Origin of the sequence: Acinetobacter sp. P1332 (assembly GCF_044057475.1) — a bacterium.
Classification (GTDB): Bacteria; Pseudomonadota; Gammaproteobacteria; order Pseudomonadales; family Moraxellaceae; genus Acinetobacter; species Acinetobacter johnsonii.
Window position 1 is genome coordinate 2,813,276 of sequence record NZ_CP171157.1, and the last position, 19,078, is coordinate 2,832,353.

The window sequence follows — 19,078 nt, forward strand, 5'->3', positions numbered from 1 at the left end:
ATGCTTTTATATTCCAATCATTTTGAAATAAATTAATATTGATCCGCTTTAGTAACGCGTTTTAAAGACGGATCTTTGGCTTCTCGGATTAAACGTTCCACATGGGTCATTTGGTGGCGTATCGCTTTGCCATATTGAAATAAAATCATTTCCCCTGGTGCAAAGGCTGTCCACGCTTCATTTTGAGTCAACGGTTCGGTAGTAATCACGGCCACGCGATCCTCTGCGGTAGTCACTTGACTAAAATCGACTTCAACATCAATGTCGATCAGCTGCGCAGGTTTAAATGGGTACTCACGCACCAACCAATGCAGTTTGGTAATGGCATAACTAAACAAGGCTTGTCCATTCGATAAACAAAAATTGAACGTGCCATGCTCCGCAATCCGTGGAGAAATATCCGTTAATAAATCAAAAACTTGATCTAGACTTGGCTCGATATAGCCAAACTTGTTCACCAGCTGATCAAGTAAATAGCAAAATGCACGTTCACTGTCGGTATTGCCAACTGGGGTAAAGCGTCCTGAAAGTACAGGATCAAAGTCATGCAAATCGCCATTATGCGCAAAAATCCACTGTCGCCCCCATAGCTCACGGCTAAATGGATGTGAGTTTTCTAAGTTAATTTTTCCCTGCGTCGCTTTGCGGATATGGGCAATCACATTGCGTGATTTGATCGGATAGTTCCGAATTAATTCAGCAATCGGCGACTCAACTGCAGATTGATTGTCAACGAATAAACGGCAGGCTTTATCCTCAAAAAAAGCTATCCCGAAACCGTCACAATGGTCTGAAGTAATCCCCGCGCGCTGTGAAAAGCCTCGAAATGAAAAGGTAATATCAGTCGGTGTTGCACAGTTCATTCCGAGCAGTTGGCACATAATCTTGATCTTATTTAAACATATTTATTTATGATGGTTTTATTGTGCATGAGTCCTGACTGGCTTGCAATTCACAATGCTTCATAACCCGAACACATTCACGCATAAAACTATTTTTATAAAATGCATAGGCCTAAAAAAAGCCTCCGAAGAGGCTTTTTTAAAATGCTAGTGTTTATTACTGCGATTGGTAATTAATGTACCGACACCATGATCGGTGAAAATCTCCAACAACGTTGCATGTGGCACACGACCATCCACAATATGCGCGCTTACCACACCACCTTTCACCGCATCTAGAGCACAACCCACTTTCGGAATCATCCCGCCGTAAATCACGCCCGTTTCAATGAGACGGTCAACTTCTTGGGTGGTTAGACCCGTGAGCAGGTTTTTATTTTCATCTAAAACACCTGAAATATTGGTCAACAAAATCAGCTTTTCAGCACCTAAAGCTTCAGCCACTTTTCCAGCCACCAAATCCGCGTTGATGTTATAAGTATTGCCCTCTTCATCCACACCTAAAGGTGCAATCACAGGAATAAAATCACCACTGGTAAACATTTCCAATACATCGGTTTTAACACTGGTCACTTCGCCCACTAGGCCTAGATCAATTTTTTGTACCGTGCCATCTTCCGCAGTTTTTTCCATCAGTAACTTTTGTGCACGCAGTAAATTACCATCTTTACCCGTTAAACCAATGGCACGACCGCCATGTTGGTTAATCAAGTTCACGATAGATTTATTCACACTACCGCCCAACACCATTTCAACCACTTCCATGGTCGCTGGATCGGTCACTCGCATACCATCAATACGATCCGACTCACGCCCCAATTGCTTTAAAAACGAATCCACTTGTGGACCGCCGCCATGCACCACGATTGGATTTAAACCGACGGTTTTTAACAAAACGATGTCACGTGCAAACGAGCTCTCAAGCTCAGGATCGGTCATTGCATTGCCACCATATTTCACTACTAGCGTTTTTCCAGCAAAACGTTGAATATACGGCAAAGCTTCAGTCAGGACTTGTGCTTTGTCGAGGCCAGTATGTTGATGTGGCATGTGCCTCTCCTTAATGGGCGTCTAATAGGTCTTGTGCAATCTGCGGATAATCTGCCGTCAGCATGTGCACAAAGTTATGGCGAATTTGATGGAGCCGCTGATCACTGTCCGCGTCGAAACGCACGGTAAAATACTCGCCCGTATTCGATGCTCGAATAATGCCAAATCCATCCTCAAAATCAAGTCTTACGCCATCAATTTTACTCATTTCTGCTTGAAAGTGCTGACTTTGTTTTTCCACATTCGCTAAAACCAGCGCGGGTGAAATCTGATGGGTGCTGATATAAATATCCTCTGTACTGGCACGTTCTGGGTAGTCTGCCAGTGCTTCGGACAAAGTGCATTGCTTCAAACTTAAGTATTCCAGCACACGTAGTGCGGCATATAAACCATCGTCATAACCAAAGCCACGACCATCATTAAATACATAATGCCCTGCATATTCACCGCCAAAAACCGCATGCCCTTCAGATTGCGCCAAATATTTCCGCAAAAAAGAACTACCTGTGCGAATCATTTTTGGAATACCGTGATGGGCCAATACTGTATTTCGAACCATGGTGGAACATTTCACATCAAAAACCACTTCATGTGCTGGATGATCAGCCAAACACATGTGCGCAAACAAGGACAATAAACGGTCTGCTGAAATGATTACGCCCTTTTCATCAATCAATACAACACGGTCACCATCCCCATCAAAGGCAATACCGATATCGGCATGCTGCTGTTGCACGGCGTTTCGTAGTAGATCTAGATGTTTGGCTTGAGATGGATCGGGGGCATGTTCAGGAAATTCACCATTGGCCTCACAGCGTAAAGCATGCACCTCACAGCCGAGTTTCTTTAAGACCAAAACGGCACAACGCCCCGCTGAACCGTATAAACCATCCACCACGACTTTATAGGGTCGCGGTTGAGGCATGAGCTGTATATCATTGAGCAATGCCGCCTGATAAGCCAGACAATATTCAGGCACGATCTGATGTGGCAACGTTTGCCAGTTCATCTCTGCATGGCTGTCAAAATATTCATTTGCATCGCGTGCCACCTGTTGGATTGCCTCAGGTAAAGGAGGCTCACCCTGCATAATCCATTTGATCCCATTATCCGACTTCGGATTGTGGCTGGCTGTCACCATAATGCCATTGCCGTCGAACTGACGTGCCGTGTAATACAACACAGGACTAGCACAACATCCGATGATTTGCGCATCTAAGCCCTGTTTAAGACATTCTTTGTAAATAATTTCTGCAAAAGCAGGACTGCTTTGTCTAGCATCATAACCAATGGCTAAACGTGTCTGCCCAGTCTTTAAATATTGAGTTGCGAGCGCTTGTGTAATGGCACGAATCAGCTCAGCACTCATAACATCCAATTTGCCACGGATGTCATAGGCACGAAAAATATGTGCAGGAAATTTTGGCTGAAAATCCATAGGTCTAACTTCTAATTTATTCAGATCAACAGCTCTTTCAGCTGTCCTTGTTGTTATGCTTAACGCTGGGTTTAATTTTACTAAGGATTCAAAAAAGAGTTGTAACTTTTTATGAACTAAAAATGATCATTCAGCATTAAAACAACAAAGCCTCTTTCAAGGAGAGGCTTTGTTGTTTTACTTTATCACTGAGAGATTAGTTTTGACCAGTATGTCCGAAACCACCTGCACCACGTTCTGTCGCTTCAAATTCATTTACAATATCGAACTGGGCTTGAATCACAGGTACGAGTACATACTGTGCAAGACGTTCACCTGGCTCTAAACTGAAAGCTGTTTGGCTACGGTTCCAAACCGACACCATCAATTCACCTTGATAGTCCGAATCAATTAAACCCACCAAGTTACCCAAAACAATGCCGTGCTTATGACCTAGGCCTGAACGCGGTAAAATTAAACCAGCAAAGTGTGGGTCTTCAATATAAATAGATAAACCTGTTTTGACCAAAACAGTTTGTCCCGGTTCGATGACGGTCGCAGCATCGACACATGCACGAAGGTCTAAGCCTGCTGAACCCGTTGTCGCATAGGTTGGCATTGGCCATTCATTGCCTAAACGTGAATCCAACACTTTAACCTGAACTTTCATTCTCTTTTTCCTAGTACAATAAATTTCTAAAATAAAAAAATATTTAGCGCTTAATCAATGCACGTAAATTATCTAAATAATGCTGCGCTTGTAATTTCGGATCGACATTGCCCGCCAGTTTCTTTTTACGCCCCAGCCATTCCAACTCATCTTGCGGCAACTCATCCAAGAAACGACTTGGTGTCATTTGCTTCATTTGACCGCCCGCCTTACGTTGTTCTGCAAGCGTGATGGTTAAACCCTGACGCGCACGGGTAATGCCCACGTACATCAGGCGACGCTCTTCCTCAACCGTATCTGCGGCAATCGAGTTTTTATGCGGCAGTAACTCTTCCTCAAGACCGATCAGATAGACATATGGAAACTCAAGCCCTTTGGATGCATGCAGCGTGAGCAGGTTTACTTTGTCAGTGTCTTCTTCTTCTTGCTGCTGCTCTAACATATCCAGCAACACCATTTTACGAATTACACTTTCAATGTTTTTCTCATCAACATCTTCAGCACGGTTAATCAAACTTTGAATACTGCTATACAACACTTCAATATTATCCAGCTTGGTTTTTTCTTGCGCAGGCGTCGCCGCAGACTCTTTGACATAGTCGATATAACCCGCTTCAACCATCATCTTGCGAATAATCGGTACAGGTTCATCATCCTCAAGCAACTCACGGGTAAAGGTGGTAATAAAGTCTGCAAACTCCGCCAACTGCGTGGTGGCTTTTTTAGGAATCACCATGGTGAGACGTTGATCACCCGCTGCAGAGAGCAAAGACAAATGATTTTCTTGTGCAAACAGACCCAGCTTTTCTAAAGTCACAGGCCCAATGGCACGTTTAGGTGTATTGATAATTCGCAAAAATGCACTGTCATCTTCAGGATTAATAATGACGCGCAAATAACTCATCACGTCTTTGATTTCAGCTCGTCCGAAGAACGACTGACCACCTGATAATTTGTACGGAATCTGCATTTGACGCAGTTGTGTTTCCAGTGCACGTGCTTGAAAATTACCCCGATACAAAATGGCGTAATCTTTCCAATTTTTACCATTCATCAGTTTATGCGTAATTAAGTCTTTTACTACACGTTCTGACTCATCGTCATCATTGCGGCACGTAATCACTCGAATTACTTCACCATGACCTTTATCTGACCACAGTTTTTTATCAAAAATATGTGGATTGTTACCAATCACAGTATTGGCCGCTTTTAAAATACGACTGGTCGAACGATAGTTCTGTTCGAGTTTAATCACTTTTAAATTGTGAAAATCTTCATTCAGCAAAGCCATGTTTTCAGGCTTGGCACCACGCCATGCGTAGATCGATTGGTCATCATCACCCACCGCAGTGAACTGTCCCATCACCCCGACCAGCAATTTCACCAAAATATACTGTGCGGTGTTGGTGTCTTGATACTCATCGACCAATAAATAGCGAATACGGTTTTGCCAGCGCTCACGTACTTCTGCATTTTCTTGTAAAAGACGCGTCGGCATCACAATTAGGTCATCAAAATCGACCGCATTATAGGCACGTAAATTACGCTCATACAGTTGATACAAGTGCGCAAACTGAACATCTTCTGCGGTTTCACAGGTGGTGTGTGCTTGCTCAGGTGGAATCAGATCGTTTTTCCAATCTGAAATCATCTTCATGGCTTTGGCAATCAGTTCTTTACTTTCCGCACCGGATAAATTGTCACGGTGCATCAAGTCCATCAAAATACGCTTACAGTCGTCCGCATCCAAAATAGAAAAATTATTTTTTAATGGTGTGTGTTTCAGCTCTAAACGCAGCATGTTTAGGCCAAAGGTGTGGAAGGTCGAGACTGAAAGCCCTTTTGCCTCTTCACGTGACAGCAGCTTGGTGACACGTTCTTTCATTTCGCGTGCTGCTTTGTTGGTAAACGTCATCGCGGTAATACGATAAGCAGGAATGCCGCAGTGTTTCACCAAGTAGGCAATCTTACGGGTAATCACCGAAGTTTTACCTGAACCAGCCCCTGCAAGTACTAACAAGGGTCCTTGAGTGTATTTCATGGCTTCAAGTTGCTTGTCATTTAATTGACTTGCCAGTGACATAGTCTTTCCTCTATTTCATTCCGAGCTCGATTATAGTCATCTCCGCTACAGATGCATAATGCAAATTCATATTTTAACAGTCATAAAAAAACCACCCGAAGGTGGTTTTTCAGTCTTCAATAAAAATTATTGAATTGCATAGATGCTGATTTCTACACGACGGTTTTGCTCACGGCCTTCAGCAGTCGCGTTAGATGCGATTGGGTTTGCTGAACCTTGACCTTGTGCATTAATACGTGTTGTAGAAACACCTTGAGATGCCAAGTAACTTGCTACAGATTGCGCACGCGCTTGAGACAGAGGAATATTGATTGAATCATTACCTGTACTGTCTGTATAACCTGTTACAAGTATACCGCTCTTGTTATCTTCAGTTAAGGTTTGCGCAACTTTATTTAAAGTTGAGTAGAAGTTCGGCTTGATGTTTGATTTGTTGGTATCAAAAGTGATGTTACCTGGCATAACCAAACCTACAGAACCATCTGGATTACGTTTAACTTCTACACCAGTACCCGCCATTTGTTGACGAAGTTTCTTCTCTTTGTTGTCAAGGTAAACACCAGTTGCACCACCGACAACTGCGCCAATCGCTGCAGCACGGTTGTTTTGACGACTCGTGTTTGCGTTTCCTTTAGAAATACCATAACCCGCAGCAGCACCAATTAAGGTCCCTAGAGCAGCTTTATCGTATTCCACACCACCAGTGTTATTACCAGTGCTTTGACAACCTGTAAGAACCATTGCCCCAACGACTGCGGAAATTGCTAGTGCACGCATCGCATGCCTCCTTCTTTGTGTGTTTTGTTTATAGACCGAATATTGTCGTAAAACGATGATCTAGACCATTGATTTTTTGTTAACAATAAAGCCTTTATTTACAATATGTAATAAAAAATTTCCTTTTCAAGGCATTCTTCGTCACAATTTCTACACAGTTAATGCTTGGTGCTTTTCTATTTGATCATCCCGTACTATATTGAGCTTTAGAAATAGAACGAGTTGCGAAACGCATTATATTTTAGGGTTTATTTTTATGTCATCACCAAACCAAAAACAACCTTTATTAAAAAAAATCACACGTGGTTTAACTGTTGGTTCAGTCATTACAGGCAGTACTTTTTTTCATGGTCCGCCAGTGCTCGCGCTAGGCCTGACCAAACTGTTTAAAAAATCAAAAAAAGTAGATGAGACCAATATTCAAATCACCAACAGTTGGCTCGCTGTGAACAATTATTTAATCGATCATGTCTTACCCAACACGAAATGGGACATTTCTGTCGACGATGATCTTGAGCTAAGTATGCAGGGCCGTTACCTCATGACTTGCAACCATCAAAGTTGGGTCGACACCACGGTTAACCAATATTTTGGTTTAACCCGTATGCCCCTTACCCGCTTCTTTACCAAGTGGGAACTTATTTTTATTCCATTTGTCGGCCAAGCCTTTAAAATTCTAGGCTTCCCGATGATGAAGCGGCATAGTAAAGAACAAATTACGAAAAACCCTGCGTTGAAAACACGCGATATGGAAGAGGCACGCAAATCTTGTGAACAACTGCTTAGCCAACCATTCACCCTGTTAAATTATTTGGAAGGCACGCGTTTTACACAAGAAAAACATGCACAGCAGCAGTCGCCTTATCAAAATTTACTTAAACCGAAAGCGGGTGGCTTGGCCTTAGCCTTAAGTATTTTAGGTAATGACATTGATGCCTTGGTAGATATGACCATTGTCTATCCCGACGGCGCACCTGGCTATAGCGAATTTTGGCTCGGGGAAGTCCCACGGATTGCGGTCAATTTACGTAAAATTGATATTCCTGCATGGGTACTCGCTGGAAACTATGAAGACGATGCAGACTTTCGAGAAAAATTCCAACAGTGGGTCGATCAACTTTGGACTGAAAAAGACCAATTGATTGAAAAAATGAAAGCCAAATACTCAACGTCCAATTTAACCCAGTAAGGGTCTATGCATGATGCAGAATAACCAAGTCAAAAAGTCTAAATATCATCAGGTTGATCCACAAAGTTTGTATTTCAAACTGTTTTTGATCTATGACATTTTTATGGTGTTTCTCATCATTTTTAACTTATTTTGTTTGTGTGCTAATTTTTTTATCATGAGCAATATCGGTGGATGGTTTTTCCATGCCATTCACCTAGAAAGTGTCTTAAGCTTCTATCGTGAGCATTTGCATCCGTGGGTCATCACCACAGAAGCTTGGTTTATTCTGTTCTTGATTACTGAATTATTGGTGCGTTGGGGCATTGCCATCGTGTATCGACACCATCGTCGCTGGTTTTTCTTTCCCTTCATTCATTGGTACGAAATTTTAGCAATTATTCCTCATTTACGTTTTTTAAGATTATTTCGTGCGGGGGTGATTGCTTTTCGCCTGCATGAGTTGGGCTATAGCGTGATTCCTGAGTCGGTACAAGCCAAGGCCAAATTTTACTACCGCGTGGTGATGGAAGAGCTCTCTGACCGCGTCGTGATTACTGTATTAGATGGGGTGAAGCACGAATTAAATACCAGTTCGACCCATAAAAAAATTATCCATGACCTCGTCGATCATCATCGGGCTTTATTTGCACAAGCATTGGCTGAAATTTTACAAGAATCTCTCGCCACTGAATTGAAACAGCGTCAGTATTTCATTGCTCAGAATGTCGGTCTGATTGTCAATCGTGCGATTGAAGATACCCCTGAACTGACCCAATTACTGCGTTTGATTCCAATTGTGGGTGGAAGAATTGAGCAACAAATTCAAAGTATCGGACAACGACTCGGTGAAAACATCACACAAGGTTTACTGGAACCAATGGTGGTGGGAAATCCTGCACAGCCCAATGCCACCTATCGCTTGATAGCTGAAAAAGTCAGTGATTTAAAAATCGATAATCAGTCTTTGGAACAGTTGGTTGAGTCTGTGGTCTATGAAAGTTTGGATGCCATTCGCAAGCAAGTTAAGGTGAAACAGTGGTTAGAAGAGCTTGAAAAAGATGATCAAGCCAAAGAATAAGCATTAAGGTAAAAATATTACAAACGCAGCTAGTGCAATCCTTCATTTTGTTCTAGGATTTGCTCTATTTACAACATCACTTCTTTAGTAAAAAATAAATCTGAGAAGTCTTAAGGAAAAATTATGGCTGATATCCGGATAACTGGCAGAATGGTCAATGCGATTCGCATTACCCTTGACACCAATGATCATGATGCAATCCGACAGCAATTAAGTAAAACATTACAAAATGCATCGACTGCTGGGGCGTTAGTTGTTCTGGAAAGTAGCGTTGAGCAAGAGTTAATTTCCTTGATTCAATTATTGCTGGATCTAGATGTACAGCCAATGGCAGTACAAGAAGGAATTTTGGCGGAACAAGCCCGTGCCATTCAATTCCCCGTGATTCCTGCGCAAGGTCATGGTATTAGTTCGCAACTTCAAGAAGTCAAAGCAACCAAAGAGCAAGTGGTTGAAGCCCCAGCTCCTGCTACGACAGTTTCTACCAATGCGCCAGTTGCGGCAGCACCTGTTATTCGTCATGCAACTTCATATCATGACGAAATTTTACGTACGGGTCAGTGCTTGGTTCAAAATCAAGGCGATATCATTATTACCGCAGGCATTAACAGCGGCTCGGAAGTGATTGCTTCAGGAAATATACATATTTATGGTAGTGCTCGTGGTAGAGTCATTGCCGGCGAGGGCGGAAACAGCGCTGCACGTATCTTCTGTCATGCTCTAGAAGCTGAATTGGTTTCAATTGCAGGGACCTATTGTGTTGCAGATGATATTCCAGCGCAGCATTTAAAACGCCCAACACATATTTACTTAAATGATCAACAAGAGCTTGTATTTGAAGCGCTTGAATTTTAATGTATAAATAAACACCAAAAGCCCCAAATGATAAATAAGGGGATTTAAACCATAACAGGAGTGGATTCGGTGGCGAAAATTGTTGTCGTAACATCAGGCAAAGGTGGCGTAGGCAAAACTACGACAAGCGCATCTTTTGCAACAGGTTTAGCCCTACGTGGTCACAAAACTGTTGTGATCGATTTTGACGTAGGTTTACGTAACCTTGATTTGATCATGGGTTGTGAACGCCGCGTTGTGTATGATTTTGTCAATGTATTAAATAACGAAGCTCGATTACAACAAGCGCTTATCCGCGATAAAGATATCGAGAATTTATATATTTTACCTGCGTCGCAAACCCGTGATAAAGATGCCTTAACTGATGAAGGCGTAGCACGTGTCATGGATGAGTTGTCACAAGAGTTTGACTACATTATTTGTGACTCACCTGCAGGTATCGAACGCGGTGCAATTTTAGCAATGTACCATGCCGATGAAGCGATTATTGTCACCAACCCTGAAATTTCATCTGTACGTGACTCTGACCGTATTATTGGTATGCTCGACAGCAAAACCAAAAAAGTTGAAATGAATGAAGGTCGTATTCGTAAACACTTGTGTATCACACGCTTCAACCCTGAACGTGCCGATAAACAAGAAATGTTAACCATTGACGACATTTCTAAAGATATTTTACGTGTGCCAACTTTGGGAGTGATTCCTGAGTGTAAGAGTGTTTTACAAGCATCTAACGAAGGTAAACCAGTGATTCTCTTTACTGAAGAAGCAGCAGGCCAAGCCTATGATGACCTTGTGGCACGTTTCTTAGGTGAAGAACGTCCTTACCGTCATATTACGGTGAAGCCTAAAGGCTGGTTAGCACGACTATTTGGAGCGTAGACATGGCAGGATTTTGGAGTAAGCTTTTTAGTAATGATGAAAAACCGTCTAGTGCTCAAACAGCAAAAGATCGTTTGAAAGTCATCGTAGCGTCTGAAAGTGGTTTAGGTAAACGTCTTAGCCAAGACAAAATCGACCAAATGAAGAAAGAAATCATGCAAGTGGTGAATCGCTATGTTCGCGGTGTAGATGAACAGCACATTCAAATGGCTGTCCGTTCTGAAGCGAATATTGAAATGCTTGAAATGAATATCAATTTGCCTGAAGAACGTTAATCTGATTTTTGATTAGTCAAGCAAATTGAATCAAGGCAGAATATGCGCAGACACAAGAAAGTATTTTCTTTGTCTCCCATATTTTGCCTTTTTTAATGATTAAACCAGCAAGGAGATTGCTATGGCATTATCTCAGCCAGCAACGTTCAATGAAGAATGGTCAGATGAGCGTGTATTTGCCTACTTAACTCAGCTTCCTCCTGAAGGTGTGAATGGCGATTTTCATGTGTTGTACCATGCATTTAAACACATGCGCCCAAGTGATTATGAGCGTCTACTCACCCAATTTAAAACGGATGGTCGCGATATTAACGCAACTAATCCAGAAGGTCAGCGCATTCATGACGTCATTGCCGCTTACCCACGTCAGGCAGCACCGTTTTTAGAAGTCTTGGCTAAATTTGCCTAACTCTTCAAAAACAGCAATTTTAAAATGCCAGCTCAGTACGGTAGAACTGGCATTTTTTATGTCTGTAAAAACCACATCCAAAGTGGAAAAGTCAAACCGAAACACAAAGTTTGCAAACTAATGATTGCCGCCATGAGTTGACTATCCCCTTGAAAATATTTGGTTAGGACATAGGCTGCTGAGGCTGTTGGGAGCGAGAAGAATACCACCACAATCATGGTTTCAAATGTTGCTAAACCAAATAAAAGACAGCCTACATAGGCTAAAATAGGTACCAAGATTAAACGCCCAAAGGTATTTAGAATTAGCGCTCGGCCAGCATATTTTAACGCATTAAACTGGAGTGCTGCGCCCACACACAAGAGCCCAAGCGGAAGGCTCATCCCTGCTACTAGCTTTAAAGATTGGCTGATGCTCTCAGGCAAATGCATACCTGAAAAATTAAAAAGAATCCCGACCAGACAGGCCAGAATCAGCGGATTTTTCGCAACCGACCACGCAATATTTTTATAAGACAGTCCCTGCCCTTGAGAAAAACCAAGTACGGACAGTACATTTACCAAAGGAATGACAAAAGCAATAATCATGGCAAAGACTTGCATCCCCGCAGCACCAAAAATCAAAGCCATACTGGTCAAACCAATATAAGTATTAAAACGAATATGACTCTGTAAATAGACGCCAAATTGCGCCACAGGCGTACCATACAGCGCTTTTAATACCCACAGCACCACACTCATCAGCAAGGTCACACTAAAGACCACAGCAAGCGCTGGCAAGACTTGCCCTACATTAAAATGAACGGTGGCTAGACTACTGAACAGCAAAACAGGAAACAAAATCCAATAATTCAGTCTTTCAGCGCCTTGCCAAAATTCTACCGTTAAAAAGCGATACCGCTTTAATACATACCCCATGGCAATGAGTACCACCAATGGAATTAATGCATCAATAATTTGCATGACTGGATGCCTAAACTGAATGATTAAGAAAAAGCCTGCAATCCGCAGGCTTTCTTTTTAAACTAAAATTTCTCGCTTACCGTTCGCACCTTGCGCACTCACGATCCCGTTTTCTTCCATTTGGTCGACAATCCGCGCGGCACGGTTATAGCCTAAACTAAACTTACGTTGTAGCGAGGACACAGAAACCTTGCGTGTTTCCAATACAAAGGATACGCACTGGTCATAAAGTGCATCACGGTTTGGATCGCCATCACCATCTTCAAAGCCACGAGAACTTGGCTCTTCATCAAATGGCGTTAAGATTTCATCAACATAGTTTGGCGAACCCCGTTCACGCCAAGCATCGCAGATGCGGTTGACTTCATCATCGGCAATAAAGGCACCATGTACACGTTCAGGTTCAATTTTACCCGGCCCTAAGAACAACATATCACCATGACCCAGTAAGTCTTCCGCCCCACCAGCATCCAAAATCGTGCGTGAGTCAATTTTCGAGTTCACACGTAAAGCCACACGTGTTGGAATGTTGGCTTTAATCAGACCCGTAATTACATCGACCGATGGACGCTGCGTTGCAAGTAACAAATGAATGCCTGCGGCACGTGACTTTTGTGCCAAACGCGTAATCATTTCTTCAGCTTTCTTACCGACCTGCATAATCATATCGGCAAACTCATCCGCCACAATCACAATCGATGGTAATGGGGTCAAACGTGGTGCACGCTCACCTGCAACCGAATCACTGGCTTTCCAAGTCGGGTCAATCAGCTCTTCACCATTGGCAATCGCTTCTTCCACTTTACGGTTATAGTCCGCCAGCTTACGAATTTTTAAGAAAGACATTAGCTTATAGCGACGTTCCATTTCATTCACACACCAGTTCAAGGCACTGACTGCATCTTTCATGTCCGTGACCACTGGTGTGAGCAAATGTGGAATATCGTTATAGTTAGCGAGCTCTAACTGTTTCGGGTCAATCAAAATTAAACGTAACTCATTCGGCGTATATTTCAACAACATCGATAAAATCATCGAGTTTACTGCCACCGACTTACCTGAACCTGTGGTGCCTGCAACCAGCATATGCGGCGCTTTACCTAAGTCAGCAATGACAGGATTACCTGAAATATCTTTGCCCATTGCCATCGAAAGAATGCTATTCGGATCGGTAAAAGCAGGAATGGTCAACAACTCGATTAAACGCACCATTTCACGTGTGCTATTCGGCACTTCAATCCCGATATACGGTTTACCCGGAATAACTTCGACCACACGTACAGATGCCATGGACATGGAACGTGCCAGATCTCGGGAAATATTGGTCACTTTAGAGGCTTTCACGCCCGGTGCTAAATCCAACTCAAAACGAGTTACTACGGGCCCTGGCTGCGCTTCGACCACTTTGGCTTTGACATTAAACTCTTGTAGTTTAATTTCAAGCAATTCAGATAAACGCGCCAACTGTTCAGCAGTGAAATTGACTTTTTTATTGAGGTCAACTTCATCCAGCAAATCCAACCCTGGCAGTGGTGATAAATCACGACGACGCTCTGCTACTTGCATGGACAAAGACATTGGACGGCCTGATGCATCAGTCAAAGGCGCATCAAAGTCAAACTCTTCTTCGTCTTGCGGTTTTCCAGCGGTGTCCTGCCATGCTTCAATAAACGCTTCTTTGGACAAAACTTCTTTGGCTACAGCCACTGTAGCACTTGTGCTCACTGTATTATGATGCTGAATGGGTGCTTGTACAAAAGCTGATGACTGCGCATAGCTACTGCTGGTCCGCACATCTGAAGCAGCAACTTTCTGCTCCGACCAATCTTCAGCAAGGAATTCGTCTAAATCATCCAATTCATCAAGCTGTGCTTTTGCAATTCCACTCGGCGCTGGTTGTAATGCAACGGGACTTGCAGCAGCACTTAAGGTTGCAACCTCGGCTACCGCAATTGGATCTTCAACCACATGTAAATGAGACACCGGTTCAGGCGTATTGAAGGGGCTGTGAACATCCGTTGCTGTTTTGCCATTGGGTACGGCAGCAAGCAGCTCGTCAAAGATTTCATCATCATCCCAATCAACATTTTTCTTCTGTGCAGGAGCATCGTCTTGGAAATAATGAGGATCAGCAATTGCCGCTGTATGATCTTGCACCACTGCTTGAAAGTGTTGTTCTGGGCTAAATGGGCGATCTTCTTCGGCAGCACGAAGTAAAGCATCAATATCATTTTTATGACGTTGATCTTCACCTGAGTTTAATGCACGCCACACTTCCCCTGTCGCCACCACGCGTTGACTGTCTTGTTCTAATTGGTGCGCTTTTTCTATAGTCCGCTCAAGCTCTACTTCATCATCCACATCCACCTGTTGTTCTTGAACACGTTGCTCTTTGGCCACCATGTCATTAAACAAATGCTCTGCTGAATAGTCGCGCTGAGGTGCTTTAACTGATGCCTCTTGCACGGCTACTGGCGCCTCGACCAATTCCGTTGCTTCAACACTCTTTTTCGGTGCCGTTGCAATCACTTCTTTTTTGACGCTTGGCGTCGTACGATCAAAGGCAGACTCGCTTTCAGGTACGTTACGGTAAAATAAATCTTGTAAATACGCAGGAGTTGCTTTGAGGGTCGCGAAAGTACGGTTCCATTTGATACCGAAAGCCAAGGTCAATAAGACCACGGTAAACACGACCAAAAATAAGGTTGCACCGTAAATGGTTAAAATCTGCGACAAACTTTGTCCCAGTTCATAACCAATAATGCCGCCAGAGGCATTGTCTAATGTGTCCGCTGGAACTTTCCAAAACAAGAACAGTAAGCTAGCGGTTGCAAGCAAAATAAAGAATTGTGCAGCATAACGAAATGGACGGTTTAAAAAACTATGCGGCCACCAGACTTGAATGGCTTCAATGAACAAAAACACAGGAATAAGTAGACTTGCCCAGCCTAAAAAACCGAACAGTAAGTCAGCAATCCACGCCCCAGCAACGCCACTGGCATTCGAGACTTGCAAGGTATCACTTGATATATGCATCCAGCCCGGATCAAATGGGGTATAGGTCACGGTAGCAAGGAACAAATAAATGCCAAACGAGACTAAAAATAATGTCATTAATAAGCGCTGTGCATAAGCACCCGACACCTCAGTCATATACTGTCCTGTAACAAATTCTTCATTAATGTTTTTGTTCGAAACCTAAAGCAAAAGTTTCACAATAAACGTCATATTATGCACCTCTTCTTTATAAAAAGATGCACTATTCTTAAATGCTTTATGTATAGCGAGCAGATGATTTTTCCACTTTTCCCCGCTCTACACCGCATATTTCTTCTATATAGCTCAAATCGATTTGATTGATCAATAATATCGACATTGAACTCACACAACTGTTATAGAGTTTCACGTATAATTCCACAAATTTCTAAATAAAAAAAGGATTCTACGTATGAGCGCTCGTCACTCACGTTTGATTATTCTCGGTTCAGGCCCTGCGGGTTACAGCGCTGCGGTATATGCTGCGCGTGCCAACTTAAAGCCTACATTGATTGCGGGTATCCAACTCGGTGGTCAGCTAACGACAACGACTGAAGTTGATAACTGGCCGGGTGACCCTGAAGGCTTAACAGGTCCTGCACTAATGGAACGTATGCAAGCGCATGCAGAACGTTTTGGTACTGAAATCATCTACGATCATATCAATGAAGTCGACCTTTCTGTACGTCCATTTGTACTCAAAGGTGACATGGATGAGTTCACTTGTGATGCACTGATTATTGCCACAGGTGCGACCGCTCAGTACTTAGGTCTTGAGTCTGAAGCTGCTTTTATGGGCCAAGGCGTAAGCGCATGTGCAACCTGTGATGGTTTCTTCTACAAAAACCAAAAAGTCATGGTTGTGGGTGGCGGTAATACTGCCGTTGAAGAAGCACTATATTTGTCTAACATTGCATCGCATGTGACTTTGGTTCACCGTCGTGATTCATTGCGTTCTGAAAAGATTCTTCAAGATCATTTATTTGAGAAAGAAAAAGAAGGCAAGATCAGCATCATTTGGAATCACCAAGTGGATGAAGTTTTAGGTGACAACACGGGTGTAACCGCCGTTCGCTTAAAATCAACTCAAGACGAATCTACACAAGATATTGATGTTCAAGGTTTGTTTGTTGCAATTGGCCACAAACCAAACAGCGCAATGTTTGATGGTCAACTGAACTTACGTGATGGCTATATCCAAGTTCAAAGCGGTACATCTGGTAATGCCACAGCTGCTTCTGTCGCTGGTGTATTCGCAGCAGGTGACATTGCTGATAGCGTTTATCGCCAAGCGATCACTTCAGCAGGTTCTGGCTGTATGGCTGCGCTAGATGCAGAAAAGTATTTGGATGCTTTAGGCGAATAATCTAAGCCTTGAAAAAGACCGCCTTCCATAGGCGGTTTTTTTATGTATGATCTTAAAGTCATTTTTTATCATGTATACACACCACTATGCAGCAGTTACCGCCTTCTGAGTATATCTTTCCCGATCCGCTTGAAGTTGACCCCGAGGGTGAAGGCTTAATTTGTATCGGTGCAGACCTCTCCCCTTCTACCCTGTTTGAAGCCTACAGCCATGGTTTGTTTCCATGGTTCTCAACAGGCGAGCCCATCTGCTGGTGGTGCCCCGAGCCACGTTGCATCATCCGTCCGCAGGATTATCAGCCCAGTAAAACTCTCATTCGGAGTATGAAAAAGCAAGATTATCGCATCACCATCAATCAGGCTTTTGAACGAGTGATCCGTGCCTGCTCACTACCTCGCAGCTATGCTGATGACACGTGGATCAGCGAAGACATTATTGATGGCTACTGTGCAATGTTTGATGCAGGTTATGGCTATAGTGTTGAAGTATGGGATCAAACACGCTTGGTTGGTGGACTATACGGCGTCAGCATTGGACACGGCTGTTTTGGGGAGTCCATGTTCAGTACCGAAACGGATGTCTCAAAAATGGCATTTTATACGCTGATGTTGATTGGACGTGAAAATAAGCTGCCTTGGATCGACTGCCAATTGGTCAATGATCATCTGTTAAGCCTTGGTGCTTGTACACTTTCTCGGCAAACCTACTTAAAATCGTTACAAGATGTTGTAAATCAACCCGCTATCGATTGGAAAATGTATCAGGACGGTGTATTTTCAAGTAAAACAATAGCGCAAAATGCGCGACTGACTGAATAAAGAATAATAGAGGGATTTATCATGAATTCGTATCACCCGAAGTCCCTACTGAATGATTTACAGTATTACATCACGCCACCGCATGACTGTAGCTATCTAGAAAAAAAGTCAGCTCGGATGGTATTTCTCGATCCAGCACATCGTATGGATGTCGTCACGCTGTCTGAACTTTCTAGGGTGGGTTTTCGCCGGAGTGGTGATTTTGTCTACCGCCCAGAGTGTCATCTATGTCGACAGTGCCTATCTAGCCGCGTACCTGTGCGCGAATTTAAAATGAACAGCAGTCAAAAAAAAGCATGGAAACGCAATCAAGATCTCACTTTAAAAATTACCCGCACTGCAGACGCCACCCAAAAACATTATGACTTATATGAGCGTTATATTTTTAAACGCCATGCCGATGGAGACATGTTCCCGCCTAGCCGTGATCAATTTGATAAATTCCTCGTGCATAGCTGTACTGAGAGCTTTTTCTTAGAACTGTGGAAAGAAGACCAGCTCATCTGTGTTTCGACCTGCGATCCTCTAGATGATGGTTTATCTGCGGTTTATACGTTTTTTGATCCCGATGAAAACAAACGTTCACTAGGGACTTTCGCCATTTTAAAACAAATCGAGCTCGCCAAAGCACGCGCTTTACAGTTTGTGTATTTGGGCTATTGGGTGCCGCACTCAGAAAAAATGAACTATAAATCGCAGTATTTACCGCTAGAATTGTTGATTGATGGTCAGTGGCGCAGACTCAATCATAGTCTGAGCAGCGAGGAAGTACAGCAACTGGGAAACTCCTTAATGACCACCCTACCTTCGGGGTGGAATAACGCCATTATTAAATAATGGCGTTATACAGAAGCTCGACTTTTCTCTTATTTAAATAACTCGGAAAAGTCATCACTACACGATTTCACCATAATAATAGCATGCTCACGGCCACCATCTGATTTAGGATAATAATTTTTACGCAAATCAATTTGATGAAAACCGGACTTTTCATACAAGGCAATCGCTGCTTGATTGCTCTCACGGACTTCTAAGAACACTTGTATTGGGTTGTTTTTGAGTTGTGCCAGTGATGCATCCAATAGCTGGTAACCCAACCCTTTGCCTTGCTGGCTTGGATGAATGGCCATCAACAATAAATTAGCCTCATCAAGAACAGGCTGAAGGATACAAAACCCTACGACCTGCCCTGCCTGTTCAATCACGGTGCTGTGATAAGACTGCATGGACTCTTGGAACTGTTGTAGGCTCCAAGGATGGGTTTGAACTAAATTTTCAATCTGCGCAACTTGGCTTAAGTCCGCAGCTTGCATTAAACGAATCATCT

At 43.0% G+C, this 19,078-nt stretch carries 18 protein-coding genes; 9 read left to right on the forward strand and 9 right to left on the reverse strand.

From position 1 onward, the window contains the following. Window positions 1-32 precede the first annotated feature (32 nt). The 6 genes from ACFN7Z_RS13935 to ACFN7Z_RS13960 all read right to left on the reverse strand — a co-directional run bounded on the left by ACFN7Z_RS13935 (window position 33) and on the right by ACFN7Z_RS13960 (window position 6,899). Window positions 33-881, reverse strand: coding sequence for a class II glutamine amidotransferase (locus ACFN7Z_RS13935; protein ID WP_010326014.1), 849 nt, complete (start codon window positions 879-881; stop codon window positions 33-35). 168 nt (window positions 882-1,049) lie between these two features. After that, on the reverse strand, window positions 1,050-1,952 hold the full coding sequence (gene argB, locus ACFN7Z_RS13940) for an acetylglutamate kinase (RefSeq protein WP_004984290.1): 903 nt from the start codon (window positions 1,950-1,952) through the stop codon (window positions 1,050-1,052). 10 nt (window positions 1,953-1,962) lie between these two features. Further along, window positions 1,963-3,390 (reverse strand): phosphomannomutase/phosphoglucomutase, encoded by a 1,428-nt coding sequence (locus ACFN7Z_RS13945; protein ID WP_010326013.1) that lies wholly within the window; start codon window positions 3,388-3,390, stop codon window positions 1,963-1,965. A gap of 196 nt (window positions 3,391-3,586) precedes the next feature. After that, complete coding sequence (dut, locus tag ACFN7Z_RS13950) at window positions 3,587-4,039, reverse strand: dUTP diphosphatase (protein WP_004694889.1); 453 nt, start codon at window positions 4,037-4,039, stop codon at window positions 3,587-3,589. A 43-nt stretch (window positions 4,040-4,082) separates the two neighbouring features. Further along, the gene (locus tag ACFN7Z_RS13955; protein ID WP_004694892.1) at window positions 4,083-6,122 is read right to left on the reverse strand and encodes a UvrD-helicase domain-containing protein; all 2,040 of its coding nucleotides are present in this window, start codon (window positions 6,120-6,122) and stop codon (window positions 4,083-4,085) included. A gap of 126 nt (window positions 6,123-6,248) precedes the next feature. Continuing rightward, window positions 6,249-6,899: an OmpA family protein gene (locus ACFN7Z_RS13960; protein ID WP_010326012.1), complete on the reverse strand. Its 651-nt coding sequence runs from the start codon at window positions 6,897-6,899 to the stop codon at window positions 6,249-6,251. Between the two features lie 256 nt (window positions 6,900-7,155). Between ACFN7Z_RS13960 and ACFN7Z_RS13965 the strand changes: the two genes are divergently transcribed. From ACFN7Z_RS13965 to ACFN7Z_RS13990, 6 genes are all read left to right on the forward strand, one after another. Next, window positions 7,156-8,088, forward strand: a complete 933-nt coding sequence (locus tag ACFN7Z_RS13965; protein WP_010326011.1) for an acyltransferase — start codon at window positions 7,156-7,158, stop codon at window positions 8,086-8,088. A gap of 10 nt (window positions 8,089-8,098) precedes the next feature. Further along, entirely contained in the window at window positions 8,099-9,148 is a 1,050-nt protein-coding gene (locus ACFN7Z_RS13970) for a hypothetical protein (protein ID WP_029574953.1), read from the forward strand. A 123-nt stretch (window positions 9,149-9,271) separates the two neighbouring features. Beyond that, entirely contained in the window at window positions 9,272-10,003 is a 732-nt protein-coding gene (minC, locus tag ACFN7Z_RS13975; RefSeq protein ID WP_395442087.1) for a septum site-determining protein MinC, read from the forward strand. 69 nt (window positions 10,004-10,072) lie between these two features. Then, window positions 10,073-10,885: a septum site-determining protein MinD gene (gene minD, locus ACFN7Z_RS13980; protein ID WP_010326008.1), complete on the forward strand. Its 813-nt coding sequence runs from the start codon at window positions 10,073-10,075 to the stop codon at window positions 10,883-10,885. A gap of 2 nt (window positions 10,886-10,887) precedes the next feature. Further along, window positions 10,888-11,160 carry a cell division topological specificity factor MinE gene (minE, locus tag ACFN7Z_RS13985; protein ID WP_004694905.1) on the forward strand — a complete coding sequence of 91 codons (273 nt, stop codon included), beginning with the start codon at window positions 10,888-10,890 and terminating at the stop codon, window positions 11,158-11,160. A 121-nt stretch (window positions 11,161-11,281) separates the two neighbouring features. Next, window positions 11,282-11,569, forward strand: coding sequence for a PA4642 family protein (locus tag ACFN7Z_RS13990; protein ID WP_004694907.1), 288 nt, complete (start codon window positions 11,282-11,284; stop codon window positions 11,567-11,569). Between the two features lie 56 nt (window positions 11,570-11,625). On the opposite strand, the gene ACFN7Z_RS13995 is transcribed toward ACFN7Z_RS13990, so the two are convergent. Together ACFN7Z_RS13995 and ACFN7Z_RS14000 are read right to left on the reverse strand one after the other, a co-directional pair. Beyond that, a complete protein-coding gene (locus ACFN7Z_RS13995) occupies window positions 11,626-12,531 on the reverse strand; it encodes an AEC family transporter (RefSeq protein ID WP_010326007.1) in 906 nt (301 codons plus the stop codon). A gap of 57 nt (window positions 12,532-12,588) precedes the next feature. After that, window positions 12,589-15,684: a DNA translocase FtsK gene (locus tag ACFN7Z_RS14000; RefSeq protein WP_010326006.1), complete on the reverse strand. Its 3,096-nt coding sequence runs from the start codon at window positions 15,682-15,684 to the stop codon at window positions 12,589-12,591. A 295-nt stretch (window positions 15,685-15,979) separates the two neighbouring features. Here ACFN7Z_RS14000 and trxB point away from each other — a divergent pair, with 295 nt between their 5' ends. From trxB to ACFN7Z_RS14015, 3 genes are all read left to right on the forward strand, one after another. Beyond that, window positions 15,980-16,933 (forward strand): thioredoxin-disulfide reductase, encoded by a 954-nt coding sequence (trxB, locus tag ACFN7Z_RS14005; protein ID WP_004694912.1) that lies wholly within the window; start codon window positions 15,980-15,982, stop codon window positions 16,931-16,933. A gap of 86 nt (window positions 16,934-17,019) precedes the next feature. Continuing rightward, a complete protein-coding gene (aat, locus tag ACFN7Z_RS14010; protein ID WP_010326005.1) occupies window positions 17,020-17,751 on the forward strand; it encodes a leucyl/phenylalanyl-tRNA--protein transferase in 732 nt (243 codons plus the stop codon). 21 nt (window positions 17,752-17,772) lie between these two features. Beyond that, window positions 17,773-18,588 (forward strand): arginyltransferase, encoded by an 816-nt coding sequence (locus ACFN7Z_RS14015; RefSeq protein WP_010326004.1) that lies wholly within the window; start codon window positions 17,773-17,775, stop codon window positions 18,586-18,588. Between the two features lie 29 nt (window positions 18,589-18,617). Here the strand turns inward: ACFN7Z_RS14015 and rimI are convergent, their stop codons facing one another. Next, on the reverse strand, window positions 18,618-19,076 hold the full coding sequence (rimI, locus tag ACFN7Z_RS14020) for a ribosomal protein S18-alanine N-acetyltransferase (RefSeq protein ID WP_010326003.1): 459 nt from the start codon (window positions 19,074-19,076) through the stop codon (window positions 18,618-18,620). Window positions 19,077-19,078: the final 2 nt, after the last annotated feature.